This window comes from Treponema sp., assembly GCF_051883275.1.
Taxonomy (GTDB): domain Bacteria; phylum Spirochaetota; class Spirochaetia; order Treponematales; family Treponemataceae; genus Treponema_D.
Window position 1 is genome coordinate 295,632 of sequence record NZ_JBJETK010000046.1, and the last position, 17,218, is coordinate 312,849.

A 17,218-nucleotide genomic window follows, 5' to 3' on the forward strand; every position below is an offset into this window, starting at 1 on the left:
CTACCTTTTAAATATCCTGCTGAATCCGCTGGACGGTTTTGCTCCGGGCTTTACCCACTGGGCTTTTTTGCTTGACTTGGAGCCTTCAATAGAATTCAGGTATGTGCAAAGCCATCTTCCGGTTTCGTCATCTCGCCTGAATCCTTCCATTGAGCTGTCTCCATGCACTAAAACTATGTTCACAAAAATCGAATCGCTGTAGACCGCCGCAAGATTTTCTGCAAATGAGGAAAATGCCGCCGCTCCTGCCGAAACCAGCGGAGATGCGATTGCGCTGACTCCGTTTTTCAAGGCCGGGGAATTCAGCACGTCCACCCTTGACGGAGTTTCCTTTAAAAGGAACACAAGGGTTCCGGGGCCTTCCGCAGCATCCCTTTTCTTGAAGCTTGAAATCACCTCAAGCGCAAGATACTGGTAGCAGGAAATCATTTCATCGCATCCCCTGGCAATTTCCTCGCTGTCCATTTGCTCAGCCTTTGATGCGAACCATTCTTCGTCAAAATAAAGCACAGCCTCGTCCAGCCTGTTGAAAATTGTGAGTGTCTGAAGCACAAGCGACCGAGCTGAAAGCGGTGATGACTTGTTCCATTCTATGGTGCAGATTCCGGATTTTGCCTCGATGTTTTTTTCTTCCTCGTAGGCCGCCTGGTTTGCTTTTCTTTCAGCGATTGTAAGCCTTTTCGGCGGCTGCTCGCTGTCTGTCTGCGGACCTGTTATGATTATGTTTCTTCCTGAAAATGCCACTCCGTCTGTAAATCTTCCTGCTTCGGGCATGCTTTTTCCGGCGATAAGAATTGTTTTTTCCATGCCGTGATTATAGCATAAAATATGTTACATGTCATTTCCACAGCGAAGGCATTTGCGGTAATTGCAGTTTTGGCACTGATGTAATATAATCTGTAGAAATCTCTGGAAGCCGCGGTTTTTAGAGATTTCCTGAAAATGCACAATATTTTATAGAGGAAAACATGCCAAAGATTGAAGTCAACGAAAAACTGTTTTTTAATTTGCTTGAAACAAAATATGACTGGGATACTTTTGAAAAAAAGCTTACTTTTGCAAAGGCGGAGCTTGACGAAAAGCCTGATGAGTCTGCCCCTGAAAACGAGCGCGTTATAAAAATTGAACTGAATGATACAAACCGTCCTGACTTGTGGTCCACAGGCGGAATTGCAAGATGTCTTCGGGAGCACGAAGGAAAAAAACATTCAGATTACAGCTCTTTTATGTCTGAAGGCGGAAATTTAAAAGACACAGGGAACAGGCTTGCGCTTGTAGATCCTGCGCTGAAAAACATACGTCCGTTTATGGTTGCTTTCGTTATAAGCGGAAAGCCGCTGGACAACGCGATGCTCATTGACATCATGCAGACACAGGAAAAACTTGCCTGGAATTTCGGGCGGAAGCGCAAAACACTTTCCATGGGAGTTTACAGGGCAGCAGCTTTAAAGTGGCCGGTTCATTTTGTTGCCGCCGACCCTGACAAAGTGAGTTTTGTTCCTCTTCAGGGCCAAGAAAAGCAGACTTGCCGTGAAATTCTTCAGTCGCACCCAAAGGGAAAGGAGTACGGCTGGATTTTAAAGGATTTTGAAAAATATCCTGTGCTTCAGGATGATTCCGGTGAAGTAATGAGCATGAGCCCTGTTATAAACAGCGCGACCTTGGGGCAGGTTGAAGTCGGCGACAAGGATTTGATGGTTGAGCTTACCGGAGCTGACATGAAGGATTTGATGCTTGCCGCAAATATTGTTGCCTGCGATTTTGCTGATGCGGGCTACGAAATTCTTCCTGTGAAAGTGCACCATGAGTATGACACAGGATTCGGCAATGATGTTGTTGTTCCGTATTATTTCCAGCAGCCGGCAAAAGCTACGCTTTCCGCAGTGAACAAAAAGCTTGGAAGCAGCCTTTCCGCTCAGGATGTGGAAGATGCGCTTGTCCGGATGGGCAGCAGTGTTGATGTGCGTCAGGAAGGCAGTGAAACTGTTTTTGTGGTTCATCCTGCGCCGTATAGAAATGATTTTCTGCATGAAGTCGATGTAATTGAAGATGTCATGATCGGCAAGGGTCTGGATTTCTTTAAACCGGAAAAGCCCCGGGACTTTACAATCGGAAGGCTTTTGCCAATCACCATTTATAGCCGCAAGGTAAAAAATATAATGGCTGGCATCGGCTATCAGGAAATGATTTTTAATTATCTTGGCTCTAAAAAAACGTACATAGATAATATGGGAATTGACGGAAAGAATGTTATTGAAATTGCAAACCCCATGAGCGAAAATTATCAGTTTATCCGTCCGTCGATTATAGCTTCTCTTTTTGAAGCAGAGGCGCAGAGCGGAAATGCCGTTTATCCGCACAAGATTTTTGAAGTCGGAAAAATCGCCTTTATTGATGAGTCTGAAAATACCGGAACCAAAACAATTCAGAGCCTTGGATTTCTTACAGCTTCCGGCAATGCGAATTTCAATGCGGCTGCAAGCGAAGTGAGCACAATACTTTACTATCTTGACCACAAGTATGAAGTTCAGGAAACAAATGATCCGCGGTTTATTCCGGGGCGCCAGGCTGGAATAATGGTGAACGGAAAGCAGGTCGGAATTTTTGGAGAAATCCATCCGCAGGTTCTTGAAAACTGGCAGATTAGCGTTCCGTGTGTTGCCGGCGAGATTGATTTGGAATATCTTATGGCTTTTGAGCCGAAGGAACACAGCCAGTCTGTTCAGAAAAACGAGCCGGCGAAGGATTCTGGAAATTCAGCTTCCCGGATAGACCCGGTTGACTATTTTAACAAGCATATAGAGCTGAAGGTCGCAAAAATTTTAAGCGTGGAAACAAATCCGCAGGGCGACAAGCTTTACATTGAGCATCTTGATGACGGAAGCGGAACAGAGCGCATTATCCAGTCCGGGCTTCGTCCTTACCTGAAGGAAGAGGAGCTTATTGGAAAGCATGTTATAATCGCTGCGAACCTGGCTCCTAGAAAAATGAAGGGTGTTGAAAGCCGCGGAATGCTGCTTGCCTGCGACTATGTTGAAGACGGAGCTGAAAAAGTTGAGCTTTTGACTGCTCCCTGGGCTGCGCCTGGAACACAGGTTGTTCTTGATGGTTTTGAGCCATGCGAAAAGCCTGCTAAAATAGACATAGATAAATTCTGCAAGGTTGAATACAAGGTTGTAAACAAGATGGCCCAGGCTGCCGGAAAAAATCTTGTTGCGGCTGGAAAGCCTATTGTAATGGAAAAAACTCTGAACGCGGAAATAGAATAGTGTCTTGCTAAAAAGTTTGCCCGGTTGCTGTTTGCGGCTGCCGGGCAATTTTTTTTACGCTGAAAAATCAGCGGACTTGACCGTCGCCTTCAATAAGAAATTTGGTTGTTGTCAGCGCTTCTGCTCCCATAGGGCCTCTGGCATGAAGCTTCTGTGTGCTGATTCCCAGTTCTGCGCCAAATCCAAAAACTCCTCCATCTGTAAATCTTGTGCTTGCATTTACATAGATACAGGCAGCGTCAACCTGCTGCTGGAACATCCGCGCTTGAAGCCGGTTGTTTGTGACAATACATTCGCTGTGCTTTGTGTTGTGGGCATTTATGAATTCGATTGCATTTTCCGTGGATTCCACCTGGCGCACAGAGGCTATAAAATCAAGAAATTCAAATCCAAAATCTGATTCCGCAGCTTCCCTGAGGTTTTTGTAGCCGGCATTTTTCAGAACTGAAAAACATTCACTGTCTGCGCGGAGCTGCACTTTTTCATTGAATGATTCCGCGAGCTTTGGAAGAAATTCAGCCAGAATTTCCCTGTGCACAAGAATTGTTTCGATTGCATTGCATGCGCCTGGACGCTGCATTTTTGAATTCCTGGCAATCTGCGCGGCCTGGTTCAAATCAGCGTCCTTGTCAACGTATAAGTGGCAGACTCCTGCTCCTGTCTGGATTACAGGAATTTTTGCATTTTCAACAACAAGATTAATAAGCTTTGCCGAGCCGCGTGGAAGCACAACATCGATTTTTCCGACTGCGCCAAGAATTTCGTTTACTTCAGAATGGCTGCCGGATGTGCAAAGGTACACCGCAGATTCAACTCCGCTGCTTCCTGCGTTTTTCAAGCCTTCGCGGATTGCGCTGACAATCGCCTTGTTTGAATTCAGGGCAGATGATGAGCCTCGCAGAAGTATTGAATTTCCGCTTTTATATGCAAGGGCGAAAGCATCTGCCGTGACATTTGGGCGGCTTTCATAGATTATGGCGGCAACTCCGAGCGGAACCCTGACCTGTCTGATTTCCATTCCCTGCGGAGTTTTCCAGCCGCTGACAATTTTTCCAACAGGATCTTTTTGCTGAATTACAGTTTTTATTCCTTCAAGAATTCCGCTGAATTTTTTTTCGTCCAGGGCCAGCCGCTCAACAAGAGGCTCTGTCATTCCGCTGGCTCTTGCTGCTTCCACATCTGACTTGTTCGCCTCGAGAATTTCAGCCTTGCGGTTCTGGATTGAATTGAAAACGGATTCAAGCGCGCAGTTTTTCTGCTGCTCCGTATGAATTGCAAGAACGGCGGCGGCTTTTTTCAGTCCGCTGCATATAGTATTCAGCTCCATGGAATTTTCTCCGCTTGAATTAAAATTTGAATTTTCCGGGCAGCTCTAATAGTTCGCCAGAAAATATATTCCAAGCAAAAGCGCATTTCGTGTCCTGTCGCTTGACCACTGCGCATCCCGCGGAAGGCTTTTTACGTACCACCAGAAAATTCCGAATTCCGGGTCTATGCGGAGGGCGTATTCTGGAAAGTCCTTTGCTCTGGCCTGGTTTCCGAACATCAGGTAAACAACATTGTCAACAATAGAAAAAAACTGCGGATATGCCTGTCCGTAGGATTTTGAATTCAGCTGCGCGCAGAATTCCTCCAGCTGATACAGTATCTGGGCCTTCATCTCCTCGTCCGATTTTTCAACCCATGTCTTTTGAATTAAAAGAACCAGATTTTTATTGAAGCTGAATACAAGCTTGGTTTCAGCCTCTGAATCCATTGATAAAATTTTCTTGAAAGTTTCTTCTGCGCTGAATATGCCTGCTAGCTGCTGAACGGCAGAAGCGGCGGCTGTGTCTGTTTCTGATTCCGTGAGTGTTTCAAGGGCTTTGATTGAATCCTTGTCGATAAATTTTTCTATTAGGGTTTCTGACATGATGACATTATAAATTTTTAATTTCTTTGTTGCAATGGGTCTGTAAACCCAGGAGCAGCCTGGCACAGTCAGAAGTTTCTTAGTATGCGCTGATTTTTGGAGCCCCTGAACTGAAGGGAAATGTCTTTTAGTTCTTCTATAAATGGCCCGTCCACAAGGACATCGATGCAGCTGAGCATCTGTTCTGTGAAGCGGCAGTGCTTTTTTCCGTCAGCAGGAAGAATATCCTTGTCGTAAATATATCCTGTGTAGCACCAGATTGTTTTTTCAGGGAACAGGGATTTTATCCTTGAAAGGAAGGGCGCAAGAGTTTCCTGATTTTCCGGCTCAAACGGCTCTCCTCCAAGGACGGTGAGGCCTGAAATAAATTCCCGTGACAGGGCTTCTATAATTTCAGCTTCGGTCTGCTCAGTGAAAATTTTTCCATAATGGAAATCCCAAGTGCATTTGTTAAAGCAGCCCGGACATTGAACCCTGCACCCTGAAACAAAGAGAGAAACCCTTACACCTTCGCCATTTGAAATGTCGATTTTTTTTATTTCACCGTAGTACATTTATAGATGCAGCACGCGGTCTTTGATTTCCTGGGTGCGCCCCTGGTTCCAGTATTGTGTTCCGATATAGCCGCAGGTACGGCGCGCAACATTCATTGTCGTCTGGTCATGGTTATTGCAGTTTGGACACTCCCAGATAAGCTTTCCGTCGCTGTCAGTCGCAATCTGTATTTCTCCGGTGTAGCCGCACTTCTGGCAGAAATCGCTTTTTGTGTTCAGCTCCGCATACATGATATTGTTGTAGATATGCTTTAGCAGCGCCATAACCGCAGGGATGTTGTTTTCCATGTTTGGAACTTCAACATAGCTGACAGCTCCTCCCGGCGAAAGCTTTTGAAATTCGGATTCAAAGGAAAGCTTTGTAAAGGCATCTATTTTTTCTGTGACATTCACATGATAGCTGTTTGTGATGTAGTTTTTGTCTGTAACGCCTTCTATTATGCCGAATCTCCTTTTAAGGCATTTTGCGAATTTATAGGTTGTGCTTTCAAGCGGAGTGCCGTAGACGGAATAATCTATGTGCTCGGCTTCTTTCCACTTTTTGCAGGCCTCATTAAGGGCTTTCATCACGTTGAGCGCAAACGGCTTGGCATCAGGGTCTGTGTGGGATTTTCCTGTCATATAGCGGACACATTCGCACAGTCCAGCATATCCAAGGGAAATTGTTGAGTAGCCGTTGTACAGAAGCTTGTCTATCGGCTCGCCTTTTTTCAGCCTTGCAAGCGCTCCGTTCTGCCAGAGAATTGGCGCGGCATCGGATTTTGTTCCAATCAGACGGTTGTGGCGGATTCTAAGCGCTCTGTGGCAAAGCTCCAGCCTCTCCTGGAGAAGCTGCTGGAATTTCACCATGTCGCCGCCGGAAGAGCATGCAATGTCAACAAGATTCAGCGTTACAACTCCCTGATTGAATCTTCCGTAGTATTTTGGTTTTCCGGTCAAATCAAGATATGGTGTCAGGAAAGAGCGGCAGCCCATGCAGGGATAGCAGTTTCCGTTTCCGTTCGCATCGATTTTCAGCTCCAGCATCTTTTTTTCGCTGATATAGTCCGGAACCATTCTTCTTGCAGTGCATTTGGCGGCAAGCTCTGAAAGGTAATAATACGGAGAACCCTGTTCCACGTTGTCGTCTTCCAGAACATAGATAAGCTTCGGGAATGCAGGGGTAATCCATGCGCCTTTTTCATTTTTTACGCCCTGATAACGCTGCTTCAGGACTTCTTCTATAATGAGGGCAAGGTCTGATTTTTCCTGCTCGCTTTTGGCTTCGTTCAGATACATAAAGACTGTCACAAATGGAGCCTGGCCGTTTGTGGTCATGAGCGTTATAACCTGATATTGGATTGTCTGAACGCCGCGCTTGATTTCATCCTTTACACGCTGCTCAACCATATAGTTGAACTGCTCCGATGAAACCTGAAGCCCCGTTGCCTTTATAAGCTCTGTTGTTTCCGCCATGATTTTTTTGCGGCTGACATCTACAAACGGAGCAAGGTGCGTAAGAGTGATGCTCTGTCCGCCGTACTGGCAGCTTGCCACCTGTGCTATAATCTGTGTGGCGATATTGCAGGCTGTGGAAAATGAATGCGGCCGGTCTATTTTGGTGCCGCTTATTACAGTTCCATTCTGAAGCATATCCTCAAGGTTCACGAGGTCGCAGTTGTGCATGTGCTGGGCAAAGTAATCCGCATCGTGAAAATGAATAATTCCTTCGTCGTGCGCCTTGCATATATCCGGATCCAGAAGGAATCTGCGTGTAATATCCTTGCTGACTTCTCCTGCCATGTAGTCGCGCTGCACAGAAACAACAGTAGGATTCTTGTTTGAATTTTCCTGCTTGACTTCCTCGTTGTTTTCTTCAAGAAGGCTCATTATCTGCTGGTCAGTTGTGTTTTCCTTGCGCAGAAGCTGATGGCGGTAGCGGTAAGTGATATAAAGCTTGGCAACTTCATAGGCTCCGTTCTGCATGATTCCGTTTTCAACAAGATCCTGGATATCTTCAACATTCAGAGCATGGCCTGAATTGTGACATTCTATTTCAATATCATCAACAATGGATTCAATCTGGCTTTCTTTAAGGCGGAGGGATTCCCGAACCTGTTCGTTTGCCTTTTTAATTGCCGTTGAAATTTTAGTGCGGTCATAGCTTGCTTCTGCGCCGCTTCTCTTGATGATTTTCATGTTTTCCCCTTTTAGAAACACTATTCTGCTGACTGAAGTTTTAGAGACGGCCTGCGGAAATGCCGGGCAGCACTTGAAGCAACCGGCCGCGTTTCTCTATATATAGTGTTGTAACAACATCTAGTATACTAGCAGTAGTGTTTTCAGTCAATAAAATCGAATGAAGATGAAATTTCAAAAAGCCTATAAAAAGCAAGCTTTTTTTGTGATTTGAGGGGTCAGATTTTTTTTCATTTTTTTTCAATGCCGAATTATGGGAAGAAAGCGGAAACAAAGGGTACAAAAATGAAAATATTCCTAAAAAAACAGCATAATGGGTATAATTTTCATACTTTTGGCTTATCCTGTGTTTCATTGGGGAAAAAGCATCTTACTTTGTGGTTTTCTGAAATATGCTCCAGGGGTGGAATCTCGCAAAGGCATTTTTCCCGGGCTTTAGGGCATCTGTGTGCGAACGGGCAGCTGGACGGATGCTCAAGAAGGGTTTTCATTTCGCCGCTTTTTTCAATATGGAAATTTCCGCCTGCAAAAAGGGTCTGTGTGTATGGATGAAGCGCATCCCTGTAAAGATTTTTCGCCTCGGACTCTTCTACAATCATTCCGCGGTACATCACACCGATTGTGTCGCAGAAATAGCAGGAAACTTTCAGGTCATGGGCAATAAACAGGAACGAAAGCCCGCGTTTTTTCCTGAGGTTCTGAAGAAGATTCAGAATTTGCGCCTGGACAGAAACATCAAGCGCGCTTACAATTTCGTCGCAGATAAGAAGCTCCGGCTCAAGAATCAGACCGCGCGCAATGGAAATTCTCTGCCTTTGACCGCCTGAAAATTCCTGCGGCCGCCTGTCAAGATCGCTTTTGTCCAGTCCGATTTCCTCAAACAGTTCGGCGGCCTTTTGCCTTGCATGCTCCTTTCCCTGCCACAGCGATGAATATTTCAGGGGCGAAGTCAGTATTGTGGAAATTGTCATGCGCGGATTCAGCGAGCGCGACGGATCCTGGAAGATATATTTTACTTTTTCACGGTAAGCGGCAAGCTCCTTTTTTTTCAGGGCGCAGGCTTCCACAGGGCTTTGCGAATTCCGGCCCCTGAACTGGATAGACCCGGAGTCGGCCTTGTACATTCCCACCAGCAGCCGGGCGGTTGTTGTTTTTCCGCAGCCGCTTTCTCCTACAAGGCCATAGGTTTTTCCGCGCTCTATTTCAAGCGAAACTCCGTTTACGGCATATACCAGCTTGTCTTTTTTCGCAAAAAATCCTGCGTCCAGCCCAAAATGTTTCTGTATGTTCTCAGCCTTCAGGATAATGTCTTTTTCCATAAAAAACCGCCTTTATAGCAAACTTATTATTGTGAATTCGAAAATCTTCAGTGAGGCTTTTTATTCACCGTTTGCTTTGTAGCATCTGAAATTTTCTTTTTCACATTCGTCTTTTCTGAATGTGCATCTTGGAGCAAACGGACAGCCCGGTTCAGGAGAGGCGGGATCTGTTACCCGTCCCGGAATTGAAGAAAGGCTCTGCTCCGTGTAATGCATGGAGAATTTCGGAATGGAAGCCAGGAGCGCTTTTGTGTAAGGGTGCCGCGGATTTTTTGTTACCTGGGAAGCCGGGCCTTTTTCCATGATTAGACCGCCGTACATGACAATTATATTGTCGCACAGGGAAGCAACAACATCGATATTGTGGCTTATAAAAATTATAGAAAGCCCGCGGGTTTTTCTTAGCTCCGCAAGAAGAGATACAATCTGCGCCTGTATTGTGACATCGAGCGCGGTTGTAGGCTCATCGGCTATGAGAAGCTCGCAGCCCTGAGCCAGCGAAAGCGCGATGCTGATTCTTTGCAGCTGCCCTCCCGAAAACTGGTGCGGAAAATTCTTCAGCCTTTTTTCAGCATTCGGAAGACCGACTTCAGACAGAAGCTTTACGGCGCGGCTTCTACATTCTTCCTTTGAAAGATCCGGCTGTGAATTTCTGAATGTTTCGGCAAAAACGCTTTCCATGTTTTGAAGCGGATCAAACGAGCGTCCTGGCTCCTGGAAGATGCATCCGATTTTCCTTCCGCGGAGTTCTCTTATCTGTCCCTGGCTGATTGCCGTAAGCTCTATGCCTTTGAAGAATATGCTTCCCTCAACAAAGGCGTTTCCCGGAAGCAGCCCCGTGATTGCCGTTGTTGAAACAGATTTTCCTGAGCCGCTTTCTCCGACGATTCCAAGAATTTCACCGCGCTTCATGGAAAAGCTCACGCCGCGCACCGCCTGAATGAGAATGTTCTTGTTTTCCGCTATGGCGTCAAATGTTACAAACAGATTCTGCACTGCCAGAAAAGAACGCTGGAGTTCCGCTGTTGAAAGCCTGTGCTGCACCGTGCGGGGCGCAATCTGCTTTCTGAGTTTCTTTTTCTTCCATGAAGGGAAAACTGAATGAAACGGATCATAAAAATCCCTCAGGCTGTCTCCGAGAAAGTTGAATGAAAGTGTTACGGCTAAAAGAAGCCACACCGGCGTTAAAAGCCATGGAAAATTCCTCAGGTTGCTCAGCGTGGAAATGTCCCGGTTTATGAGCGAGCCCCAGCTTACGGCCGGATCATTTATGCCAAGCCCCAGGTACGAAAGCGTTGTTTCGCTCATGATGAAGCCGGGGATTGACAGTGTTGTGCTGACTATCAGAAGGCTTGCAATCTGCGGAATTATATGGCGGAAAATTATCACCAGCGACGGTGTTCCCTCAAGGATTGCGTTCTGCACGAATTCCTCGCGCTTGATTGAATGTATTATTCCCCTGAGTGTGCGCGCGCTTCCGGGCCAGCCTACAAGCGAAAGAATCACCGTTATGACCATGTAAGATGTGCCGGAATCCATGTTTGTGTTCAGCAGGGAGCGCAGGAACAAAATCAGATAGAGGCTTGGAATCAGCATAAAAAATTCGCTGAATCTCATTATGAGCCAGTCAGTGGAGCCTCCGTAGAATCCTGCAAGCCCTCCGAACAGAATTGCGAGCAGAAGCGAAACTGCGCTTGCGATAAATCCTATTGTAAGTGAAATTCTGCTTCCGTATACAATGCGCGAAAAAAGATCCCGCCCGAGATTGTCTGCTCCGATTAAAAACACCGGATATTGATTTCCGCTGCTGTCCGGCTGTGCTCCAAAAAGGTGAAGGTCGCACGGTATAACGCCGAGTATTTTATATTTGTGTCCATGCACAAAAAAATTCAGATTGTGGCGCAGATCCTTTACCTTTGCGTATTTCCATACCGTGGTTTCGAGAACCCGGAATTCCCTGACTTTTATTCCAGCGGAAGTCAGCTCTATGTTCGCCGGGTGGAACGTGTCTTCCGGAAACGAAGCCGTGGCTGGATACGGAGCGAAAAAATCCGCGAAAATCATTACAATATAAATTGTCGCAATCACAATAAGGGAAGCAAGTGCGATGGGTCTTCTTATAATGTGTCTAATCAGCTGCTTCATTTTAGTTTTCCTTTCCGTAGCGGATTCTTGGGTCTACAAGGGCAAGCGCAATGTCGGAGATAATCATTCCTGCCAGAACCAGGGAAGAAACAAGCATGCTGTTTGCCAGCACAAGATTTACATCCTGCTGCGTTACAGCTTCGTACATCAGCCTTCCGATTCCCGGGTATGAAAAGATAATCTCAAGAATCAAGCTTCCGCTGAACAGGCTTGCAAGAAGATTCGCGCTTCCTGTTATGTAGGGGTTCAGGGTGTTTTTGAACGCGTGGTTCAGGTAAATTCTGCGCTCACAGATTCCGCGGGAACGCAGAGCCATTATGTAGGGAAGCCCCATCTGGTCGAGCATGGTTGAGCGGATCATGCGCATAGTTCCTCCGACACCGCCCAGAAAAGATGCCAGCAGCGGAAGAAAAACATGATGCACATAGCTGAATGAAAACCTGAGCGGATTTTCGGCAAACGGAAATGCCGGATAGCCCGTTACCGGAAAAAGCCCCGTGACAGAGGCAAAAAGCTGCAAAAGAATTAAAAGCAGAATTCCCGGAAACGCATGGAAAAACAGCGCAAAGAATGTTGCCGCCACATCTGTGCGGGTTCCTGCCTTGCTGGAAAAATAAACTCCGAGCAGAAACGAAAACGATGTTATAAACACAAGCGAAATCAGGTTCAGCACCAGCGAATTTTTCAGCCGCGACAAAATCAGAAAGCTTACCGGCGCTCTTGAAATCAGGCTGACACCAAGATCGTGGTTTACAAGAACTCTCTTGAGCCAGTCCATGTACTGTGCGTAAAACGGCTTGTCCAGTCCAAGCTCCTTTCTAAGCAGAGTTTCCTGCCCAAAAGTAAAGCTGTTGTCCCTGGCAATCTGCGGGCTGGCGGGAGCGGAGGAATTCATGGAAGAGGCCAGCTGCTGTGTCATCATCTGGTCTACTACATCTCCGGGGGCAAGCTCCATGAGCGCGAACAGGGCAAGCCCCAGAAGGAACAGGAGAACTGCCATGGTTGTGATTCTTCCCGCTATAAATGAAGCGAGCGGACTTTTCTTCTTTAAGTAGTTCCACGGGAAGCACAATGTTTGCCAAAGTTTTTTCAAGAATACTGCCATATTTTTTCCTCACTGGACATCCGCCAGAAAAATTCGTTCTGTCATAGCTCCGTTTATATTGTCATAAAAGAAATTCGAAATGTCCCATTTGTTTTGAAGCGCAAGAAAATTCTTACGCCCCACAAGGTAAATCACAGGGCACTGCTCAAGTATGATTGACTGGTATTCATCCCAGATTTTTTTTGCCTGCGCAAAGTCATTGGTAAAGGAGCCCTCGTTGTACAGAAAATCGATTCTTGCTTCCCAGTCAGTGGCAGGAGTTTTCTGCTCGGGATACCATAGGTGCAGATTTCCGCCTGAAGGCCACACATTGCTTCCCTGCGTTGGAAAAATATTCATGCCCAGCCCCACGAACACAGACTGCCATTCGTAGGTTGAAGTCAAAAGCTCAATCATTTTCTGGAAATCAACCTGCCTGACATTTACGGTAATTCCAATGCTTGCGCACTCGTCCGCCACAATCTGCGCCATGTCGTTTGCGGTTGTGCTGGAGGACGAAATTGTCAGGTCGAATGAAATTTCATTTCCGGCCGCATCGCGCATTATCCCGGCGGAATCCCGGTTTATTCCTATTTTGGAAAGAAGGTTCTGGGCGCTTTCCTTGTTGAAGCGGTATTTTAAAGAAATGGCGCTGTCGTAGTACGGATTTACGCTCGGAAAGAAACTGTATTTTGGCTCTGCAAGTCCGCGGTAAGTCTGGGTGATTATGCGCTCGCGGTTTAAAAGGCAGCTCATTGCCTGGCGGAATTCCTTTTTTGTGAACCAGCTGTAAAAAGGCTTGTCGCTGTTCTTGGGGTTCTGGTTGAAGCTCCACAGCGAGGCGCCGCTTTCTCCTTCAGAGCGGAAAACCGTGTAGCTGTCCTTTTGGTTGTTTATTACATCATCTATTTCTTCCGGGGCAGGAGAATAGGATTCAGCTTTTCCCTGCTTGAACAAAAGATATTCTGTGCGCGGATTTCCGACAATTTGAAAAATCTTTGTGTCTATGTATGTTGTTGTTTTTCCCTGTGTGTCTTTTTCCCAGTAGAACGGATTTTTTTTGTATACAATTCTCTGGCCGGGAACGTATTCTGTTATGTACCATCTGCCCATGGAAGGAATTTCCCGGACATTGCAGGATGCGTTGAACAGTTCCTTTACGCCCTCGCTTCCGTTTTTTTCCTTTGCCGCCTTATAGATAAACGAAGGGCAGAAGCTCATGTTTGTGGAAAGCAGCGGATCGGCTATAATACGCGGAAACACAAAGTCAAACTGACGGTCATTTATTTTTATACATTCAATCCGCGCTGTTGTTCCGTCCGGCATAGAAACAAACTGGTTGTTGTACCCGGAGCTTTGGAATGACGGATCGCCTGCGATTTCGTTGTACCAGAAAACAATGTCGTCTGAAGTCACGGGGACTTTTTTGTCTGAATTGTACCATGTCCAGTAAAGATTTTCCCGGAGCGTGTAGTGCACGGTGAGAGTGTTTTTTTCAGTGTTTGTTTCAACTTCAAAAAAAGCAGCCTGTGGAAACCATTTTTTTTCGGCGGTGTCATAGTTTACAAGCGAATCAAGGGTCTGGCTTATAATGCCCGCGCTTTCAGCATCCCGCTCCGCAATATACTGGTTGAATGTTTTTGGGTCTGCGCTGACGGACGAAAGCCATTCTCCGCCCTCTGTTCCGTCCTTGAAATTTCCGCCTTTCCAGGGCTTGCATGCGGTTTTTTCAATTATTCCTGAGCCGGCGTTTTTTTTATATTCGGCTATTTCCTCAAGCGTCATTTCCGGCGATTTCTGTCCGCAGCTGAAAAACAGGACAGCGCAAAGCAACGAAGCGAATATTATTTTCATTTTACACTCCAACAGTTATAGTTCCCTTAAAGAAATCCCGGAGAATTGTCACTTCCTTTGGAATTTCCTGCCTGTGCCCTTCATCCGCTTTGTTCCGGAGGACAACTTCAAAACTCACCGGCTGCCTGTATGCCTTGCTCAGGTAATCAGTGATTTTAAAAACCTGCTTTTGAACCTGTATCTGCTCGAAGGGATTTTCGGCGGCTGCCTGTACTTTTCCGTTTTCGAATTTCCAGTCTTTTACATTCATCAGTGTGCTTGCAAGCAGAGCATCGTCAATGGAAAAATCCGATATCATGGCTTCCTTTATTTTTTCTATTTCCCGGGTGTCCAGGGAATTCAGCAGAAGCTCTGTTTTTGGCGGTTCGTTTTTGTGGGCGGCTTCAGGGATTTTTTCTTCCTGCGCTGAAATTTCTTCCGGCGGTTCAGCTCCGCCATCATAAAAAGAATTGCCGGTGCTCTCCAGCGCGCTGAATTTTGGAACTGAATCTGAAATATTCAGGAATGAATTTCTTGGCGCATAGGCGGCTGAAATGTCATTTTTTTTTTCAGCGGCGATATTTTTCTGGGCGGCGGAATTCATGAAAAGCGGCTTTACTGCATCAACTGCTTTTTTTACTTCCGATGCGGACACATAATCCTTCAGCCAGCAGAGCCTTGAAACAGCAAGCTCGAATTCGTAGCGCGGGCTTAGTGAATAGCGGATGTCCCTGTAAAGCTGAAGGAAAATTCCAAGCGCCCTTTCAACCTGGATAGGTGTCCATGCATCCAGAACTTCCCGGGAAAATCTTGCGGCGTTCTGTCCGAGCAGCGATTCTTTTTTTACACCGCTTTTTATAAGAAGAATTGAGCGCAGATAGTCAGCGCAGTTTGAAATGAGCTGCTCTATGCTGACCCCGTTCTGAAGATATTCATCAAGCCTGAGCAGGGCTGTTTCCGGGCTGCCTTTAACGCACTGCTCAAAAATTTCGTTTAGCCGGTCAACCCCTACAAGACCAAGCTTGTCGCGGATTTTTTCATAGGTTATTTCGCCGTCAGAAAAGGCTGCAACCTGGTCAAACAGCGTGTACGAATCTCTCATTGAGCCGGTGGATTCTCTCGCAATCCAGTAAAGGGCTTCGTCTTCCGCCTTGATTCCAAGCTCCTGTGCGGCCTGGGCAAGCTGCTCCTTTACCTTTTCAATAGGAACAAGCCTGAAGTTAAACTGCTGGCACCGTGACTTTATTGTTGCCGGAACTTTTTGGATTTCCGTAGTTGCAAAAATAAAAATGCAGTATGGCGGCGGCTCTTCGATTGTTTTCAGGAGCGCATTGAATGCGGAGGTTGAAAGCATGTGAACTTCGTCGATTATGTAAATTTTATACCTGCACGAATTCGGCGGAAAAAGAACCTCGTCCTTTATCTGGCGGACATCGTTTACACTTGTGTTTGAGGCGCCGTCTATTTCAATTACATCGAGCGAAGAGCCGGCGGTTATTTCTGTGCAGGCTGGACATTTGCCGCACGGGAACGCTGTGGGGCCGCTCTGGCAGTTCAGGGCCTTTGCAAGAATTCTTGCGGTTGATGTTTTTCCGCAGCCGCGCGGGCCTGAAAAAAGATATGCGTGCGCTATTTTTTTGGACTGAATTGAATTCCTGAGGGTTTCGGCAACAAATTCCTGGCCGATAAGATTGTCAAAATTCTGCGGGCGACGTCTTGTCGCTGTAACTTCATAAGCCATATTTTATAGAATACATTAAAAAAGCCATATTTACAATGGAAGTTTTGTGAAACACCGGATAATCCGGATTGTGTCTGCGCCCTTATTATCTAATTTTTTAGCATCTTTTGCAGACAGACCGCCGGTGCTTTCCTTGACGGAAGTGTGTGTCAGCGACTCCTCAGTTTTTTCAAAAACTACAGAGTTTGATGAATCGCCTATTACGTATTCTCACTTACTGTTTTTTATAAAATTTATAAAATCCTGAATAGAAAATACAATAAATACAATCGCAGCCAATATAAGAAAAATAATTTTAAAAATTTTTAAATATTCACTTGCTTCATTTTTGTAAGTGAAAAAAATTCCAACACATGCCATAGCAGATGCAAATAAATATGCCAAGCTTCTCATTATAAAAATCATAGTTATTCCCCCCCCCCACCTGTTTTGCATTTCCAACAACACCAGAAATTTCGCAAAAGAATCTATAGCTTTATTCAAGTTGCCAAGATTCATTGATATGGCTATTCAGCAAGCTGTATCAAAAATATCAAAACTAATATAATTCAAACTCATTTGCTGATATTTTCTTAATTTTTAAAAAATCAATTTTATAAGGCTTCTCAATATTCACATCTATTACCAAATTTAGTGTTGACAATGCTTTATAAAACGGATGAATTATATAAATATTTGCATTTTGTTTATCATCTACAATTAACAAAGCCGTTTCCCAAAATTTTACAAACCATCTACAGAAATTGAAGCGCCAATTTCTGAAAATTTGTTTATATTTTCTTTTGACAAATCAAAATGTACATACTCACTATCATGATTTCGTATCACAAAATACACCAGCAAATCCGAATCAGTTTCCTTTATATAAGCATTTAACTTATCTTTTGTTTTATAGATTTCATAAAAAAAAACTGTGGCTGCTTCATTCATATCATGAGTTTCAATAGGATCAAATGAATAATTCCATTGACTGTAATCCAATAAAATTCCTGTTTTTGATTTATCTCCAATTCTATGCATTTTCCCTTTTACATTAAGAAGATTATTCAAGTTTACATTATGAGTTTTTGAAGAAATTTGTAAATCTATATATATTTCCATAAATTACTCCATGTTTTATAATTTTTAGAGAAATTGTCAAATGTTGTGGATGAAAAATCCTGAGATTTGCTTAGGCTGCAAC

General features: G+C 45.2%; 13 protein-coding genes. 1 reads left to right on the top strand and 12 read right to left on the bottom strand.

Translation table 11 applies throughout. The features are described from left to right. A complete protein-coding gene (locus ACI4L0_RS08105; protein ID WP_439799661.1) occupies positions 1–807 on the bottom strand; it encodes a hypothetical protein in 807 nt (268 codons plus the stop codon). Between the two features lie 161 nt (positions 808–968). On the opposite strand from ACI4L0_RS08105, the gene pheT reads away from it, so the two are divergent. Next, on the top strand, positions 969–3,269 hold the full coding sequence (gene pheT / locus ACI4L0_RS08110; protein ID WP_439799662.1) for a phenylalanine--tRNA ligase subunit beta: 2,301 nt from the start codon (positions 969–971) through the stop codon (positions 3,267–3,269). Positions 3,270–3,336: 67 nt separating this feature from the next. On the opposite strand, the gene ACI4L0_RS08115 is transcribed toward pheT, so the two are convergent. The 11 genes from ACI4L0_RS08115 to ACI4L0_RS08165 form a co-directional block, all read right to left on the bottom strand. After that, positions 3,337–4,596 carry a glutamate-5-semialdehyde dehydrogenase gene (locus ACI4L0_RS08115; protein ID WP_439799663.1) on the bottom strand — a complete coding sequence of 420 codons (1,260 nt, stop codon included), beginning with the start codon at positions 4,594–4,596 and terminating at the stop codon, positions 3,337–3,339. A 45-nt stretch (positions 4,597–4,641) separates the two neighbouring features. Beyond that, a complete protein-coding gene (locus ACI4L0_RS08120; RefSeq protein WP_439799664.1) occupies positions 4,642–5,181 on the bottom strand; it encodes a hypothetical protein in 540 nt (179 codons plus the stop codon). A gap of 68 nt (positions 5,182–5,249) precedes the next feature. Continuing rightward, positions 5,250–5,735 carry an anaerobic ribonucleoside-triphosphate reductase activating protein gene (gene nrdG, locus ACI4L0_RS08125; protein WP_439799665.1) on the bottom strand — a complete coding sequence of 162 codons (486 nt, stop codon included), beginning with the start codon at positions 5,733–5,735 and terminating at the stop codon, positions 5,250–5,252. Next, on the bottom strand, positions 5,736–7,913 hold the full coding sequence (gene nrdD / locus ACI4L0_RS08130) for an anaerobic ribonucleoside-triphosphate reductase (protein ID WP_439799666.1): 2,178 nt from the start codon (positions 7,911–7,913) through the stop codon (positions 5,736–5,738). Positions 7,914–8,239: 326 nt separating this feature from the next. Continuing rightward, positions 8,240–9,232, bottom strand: a complete 993-nt coding sequence (locus tag ACI4L0_RS08135; protein ID WP_439799667.1) for an oligopeptide/dipeptide ABC transporter ATP-binding protein — start codon at positions 9,230–9,232, stop codon at positions 8,240–8,242. A gap of 60 nt (positions 9,233–9,292) precedes the next feature. Continuing rightward, on the bottom strand, positions 9,293–11,377 hold the full coding sequence (locus tag ACI4L0_RS08140) for a dipeptide/oligopeptide/nickel ABC transporter permease/ATP-binding protein (protein WP_439799668.1): 2,085 nt from the start codon (positions 11,375–11,377) through the stop codon (positions 9,293–9,295). Position 11,378: 1 nt separating this feature from the next. Beyond that, complete coding sequence (locus ACI4L0_RS08145) at positions 11,379–12,482, bottom strand: ABC transporter permease (protein WP_439799669.1); 1,104 nt, start codon at positions 12,480–12,482, stop codon at positions 11,379–11,381. Positions 12,483–12,491: 9 nt separating this feature from the next. Further along, complete coding sequence (locus tag ACI4L0_RS08150) at positions 12,492–14,315, bottom strand: ABC transporter substrate-binding protein (RefSeq protein ID WP_439799670.1); 1,824 nt, start codon at positions 14,313–14,315, stop codon at positions 12,492–12,494. A gap of 1 nt (position 14,316) precedes the next feature. Beyond that, complete coding sequence (gene dnaX, locus ACI4L0_RS08155; RefSeq protein ID WP_439799671.1) at positions 14,317–16,035, bottom strand: DNA polymerase III subunit gamma/tau; 1,719 nt, start codon at positions 16,033–16,035, stop codon at positions 14,317–14,319. A gap of 210 nt (positions 16,036–16,245) precedes the next feature. Further along, complete coding sequence (locus tag ACI4L0_RS08160; protein WP_439799672.1) at positions 16,246–16,533, bottom strand: hypothetical protein; 288 nt, start codon at positions 16,531–16,533, stop codon at positions 16,246–16,248. A 225-nt stretch (positions 16,534–16,758) separates the two neighbouring features. Then, complete coding sequence (locus ACI4L0_RS08165) at positions 16,759–17,136, bottom strand: DUF4279 domain-containing protein (RefSeq protein ID WP_439799673.1); 378 nt, start codon at positions 17,134–17,136, stop codon at positions 16,759–16,761. Between the last annotated feature and the right edge of the window lie 82 nt (positions 17,137–17,218).

What these genes read in the sequence shown, in the direction of transcription:
- ACI4L0_RS08105 (WP_439799661.1), bottom strand. Translation starts at nt 807, where the DNA reads ATGGAAAAAACAATTCTTATCGCCGGAAAAAGCATGCCCGAAGCAGGA.
- pheT (WP_439799662.1), top strand. Translation starts at nt 969, where the DNA reads ATGCCAAAGATTGAAGTCAACGAAAAACTGTTTTTTAATTTGCTTGAA.
- ACI4L0_RS08115 (WP_439799663.1), bottom strand. Translation starts at nt 4,596, where the DNA reads ATGGAGCTGAATACTATATGCAGCGGACTGAAAAAAGCCGCCGCCGTT.
- ACI4L0_RS08120 (WP_439799664.1), bottom strand. Translation starts at nt 5,181, where the DNA reads ATGTCAGAAACCCTAATAGAAAAATTTATCGACAAGGATTCAATCAAA.
- nrdG (WP_439799665.1), bottom strand. Translation starts at nt 5,735, where the DNA reads ATGTACTACGGTGAAATAAAAAAAATCGACATTTCAAATGGCGAAGGT.
- nrdD (WP_439799666.1), bottom strand. Translation starts at nt 7,913, where the DNA reads ATGAAAATCATCAAGAGAAGCGGCGCAGAAGCAAGCTATGACCGCACT.
- ACI4L0_RS08135 (WP_439799667.1), bottom strand. Translation starts at nt 9,232, where the DNA reads ATGGAAAAAGACATTATCCTGAAGGCTGAGAACATACAGAAACATTTT.
- ACI4L0_RS08140 (WP_439799668.1), bottom strand. Translation starts at nt 11,377, where the DNA reads ATGAAGCAGCTGATTAGACACATTATAAGAAGACCCATCGCACTTGCT.
- ACI4L0_RS08145 (WP_439799669.1), bottom strand. Translation starts at nt 12,482, where the DNA reads ATGGCAGTATTCTTGAAAAAACTTTGGCAAACATTGTGCTTCCCGTGG.
- ACI4L0_RS08150 (WP_439799670.1), bottom strand. Translation starts at nt 14,315, where the DNA reads ATGAAAATAATATTCGCTTCGTTGCTTTGCGCTGTCCTGTTTTTCAGC.
- dnaX (WP_439799671.1), bottom strand. Translation starts at nt 16,035, where the DNA reads ATGGCTTATGAAGTTACAGCGACAAGACGTCGCCCGCAGAATTTTGAC.
- ACI4L0_RS08160 (WP_439799672.1), bottom strand. Translation starts at nt 16,533, where the DNA reads ATGAATCTTGGCAACTTGAATAAAGCTATAGATTCTTTTGCGAAATTT.
- ACI4L0_RS08165 (WP_439799673.1), bottom strand. Translation starts at nt 17,136, where the DNA reads ATGGAAATATATATAGATTTACAAATTTCTTCAAAAACTCATAATGTA.